The 411-nt window shown below is 68.1% G+C and carries 1 pseudogene; it reads left to right on the plus strand.

The features are described 5' to 3' along the window. Window positions 1–74 precede the first annotated feature (74 nt). Window positions 75–411, plus strand: a pseudogene (locus RM704_RS44885) (tyrosine-type recombinase/integrase); the annotation flags it as partial.

A 411-nucleotide genomic window follows, 5' to 3' on the forward strand; every position in this document is an offset into this window, starting at 1 on the left:
GTAGAGGCGTACGTGAGCGCCAATACCGTGGAACCGATCCTTCTGCGGCCCACGGGACTCAGGAGGGCTGCCTGATGGCTGGCAAGCGCAAGTCCCGCCGGGGCTTCGGCCGTGTCCGCAAGCTGCCGTCCGGCCGGTTCCAAGCCCGCTACCCGGGGCCTGACGGGGTTCTGCGCCCTGCGGATCGGACGTTCGCCACGACCACGGACGCGGACCGCTGGCTCATGCGGAAGCGCATCGAGATCGAAGAGGGGCGCTGGCTCGACCCGGCCGAGGGACAGACGACCGTTCGCGACTGGGCGGCTCGCTGGCTCGCTGCCGTATCGCCTCAGCTCAAGCACAAGACTCAGGCGTCGTACCGGTCCCTGATCAATCCGGCACTTGGTGATCGTGATGGGCCGAAGGCTGGAG

The sequence above is a fragment of the Streptomyces gottesmaniae genome, from assembly GCF_031845845.1.
Classification (GTDB): Bacteria; Actinomycetota; Actinomycetes; order Streptomycetales; family Streptomycetaceae; genus Streptomyces; species Streptomyces akebiae.